This window comes from Streptomyces silaceus, from assembly GCF_001419745.1.
Classification (GTDB): domain Bacteria; phylum Actinomycetota; class Actinomycetes; order Streptomycetales; family Streptomycetaceae; genus Streptomyces; species Streptomyces silaceus.
On sequence record NZ_LIRJ01000510.1, the window covers coordinates 1 to 1,655 of the forward strand.

Consider the following 1,655-nt stretch of genomic DNA (forward strand, 5'->3'; position numbering starts at 1 on the left):
GCGGTCCGGCCGCGATACGCGTGCGAGCCGGGATCGGCCTCCCCCGCGTACGCCTCCACCTCCGTCAGGCGCAGCTCGATCGGACCGGCCTCCGAGTCCCGTACGAGGATGCGGCCCAGGAGGTCCGGCGCGACCTCCAGGACGGGGCGGTCGAAGAAGTCACGGGTGAGGGGCGTACGGTCAGGGGCCGCGATCATGGCGTCCGAGCGTAGTGCACCCGCTCCGAACACCCGGTCCGTGCGCACGGGTGGTCCTCGGGCCGTCCGGTTGCCAGGGTGAAGACACGGAACCGCGCACGGTCCCCTCGCGTTTGTACCGATCAAGGATTCAAGTCGAGTCGAACCACAGGCGGCGGCCTGGGGATGGAGAGTCATGGGGTTCAAGAAGCTGCTCGCGAGTCTGGGCGCCGGCGGCGCCTCGGTCGAGACCGTGCTGANNATCGAGGGGCTCTCCGTCGGCCTCCAGGCCCGTGTCGAGGTGGAGAGCGGCGACCAGGAGACCAAGCAGGACATCGAGTTCACCAAGGTGCGGCTCGGTGGCGCGTTCACGCTGCAGGCCGGGCAGGTGCACGCGGTGCCGTTCGGTCTGGAGATCCCCTGGGAGACTCCGGTCACGAGCATCGACGGTCAGCAGCTGCGCGGCATGAACATCGGTGTGACCACCGAGCTGGAGATCGCGCGCGCCGTGGACTCGGGTGACCTCGACCCGATCAACGTGCACCCGCTGCCGGCGCAGCAGGCCATCCTCGACGCCTTCATCCAGCTGGGCTTCCGCTTCAAGAGCGCGGACATGGAGCGCGGCCACATCCGGGGCACGCGGCAGAAGCTGCCGTTCTACCAGGAGATCGAGTTCTACCCGCCGCAGCAGTACCGCGGTCTCAACCAGGTCGAGTTGAGCTTCGTCGCGGACGACCGCGAGATGGACGTCGTCCTGGAGATGGACAAGAAGCCGGGTCTGTTCAGCGAGGGCAGCGACTCCTTCCGGTCGTTCCAGGTGGGTCTGAACGACTTCCAGGGCACGGACTGGGCGGCGTACCTCAACGAGTGGCTGTCCCAGGTCGGCAGCAAGCGCAACTGGTTCTAGGCTCGGACAGGATCAACGAGGACCAATCAACCAGGAGGTGCCGACGTGACCGAGCTCAAGAGGCCGCCGCTTCCCCATGACTTCCACCCGCCCGTGCCGTCGTTCACGGTCGCCAGCGAGGACTTCGAGCCGGGTGCGGTGCTGAAGGACGCTCAGGTCTACGCGGCCGGGAACACCTCGCCGCAGCTGCGGTGGGAGGGCTTCCCGCCCCAGACCAAGAGCTTCGCCGTGACGTGCTTCGACCCGGACGCCCCCACGGGCAGCGGGTTCTGGCACTGGACCGTCTTCGACATCCCGGTCTCGGTCACCGAGCTGCCGGCGGGTGCGGGCAGCGGCACGTTCGAGGGGCTGCCCGAGGGCGCGGTGCNNCGCGCACCGCTATGTGTTCACCGTGTACGCGGTGGACCAGGAGAAGCTGGGTCCGGACTCGGACGCCTCTCCCGCGGTCGTGGGCTTCAACCTCCGGTTCCACACGCTCGCGCGGGCGCAGGTGCTCGCGGAGTACGCCGCTCTCCCCGAGAGCTGAGCAGCCGTCGTGAACTGAGCGTTCATCGGTTGTTTGCCCGCCTCTG

Annotated in this window: 2 protein-coding genes and 3 pseudogenes; 4 read left to right on the top strand and 1 reads right to left on the bottom strand. The window is 68.3% G+C overall.

The genetic code is table 11. The features are described 5' to 3' along the window. On the bottom strand, nt 1-197 hold a 197-nt coding region (locus AOK22_RS35500; RefSeq protein ID WP_208606490.1), incomplete at its 3' end, for a DNA-3-methyladenine glycosylase. A 175-nt stretch (nt 198-372) separates the two neighbouring features. On the opposite strand from AOK22_RS35500, the gene AOK22_RS43355 reads away from it, so the two are divergent. The 4 genes and pseudogenes from AOK22_RS43355 to AOK22_RS43365 all read left to right on the top strand — a co-directional run. After that, nucleotides 373-436 (top strand): sporulation protein (locus AOK22_RS43355; RefSeq protein WP_244165233.1); only part of this gene is annotated, 64 nt, incomplete at its 3' end. A gap of 2 nt (nt 437-438) precedes the next feature. Continuing rightward, nucleotides 439-1,083 (top strand): annotated as a pseudogene (locus tag AOK22_RS35505) (sporulation protein); the annotation flags it as partial. A gap of 93 nt (nt 1,084-1,176) precedes the next feature. Further along, nucleotides 1,177-1,450 (top strand): annotated as a pseudogene (locus tag AOK22_RS43360) (YbhB/YbcL family Raf kinase inhibitor-like protein); the annotation flags it as partial. A gap of 2 nt (nt 1,451-1,452) precedes the next feature. Beyond that, nucleotides 1,453-1,609, top strand: a pseudogene (locus tag AOK22_RS43365) (YbhB/YbcL family Raf kinase inhibitor-like protein); the annotation flags it as partial. Nucleotides 1,610-1,655: the final 46 nt, after the last annotated feature.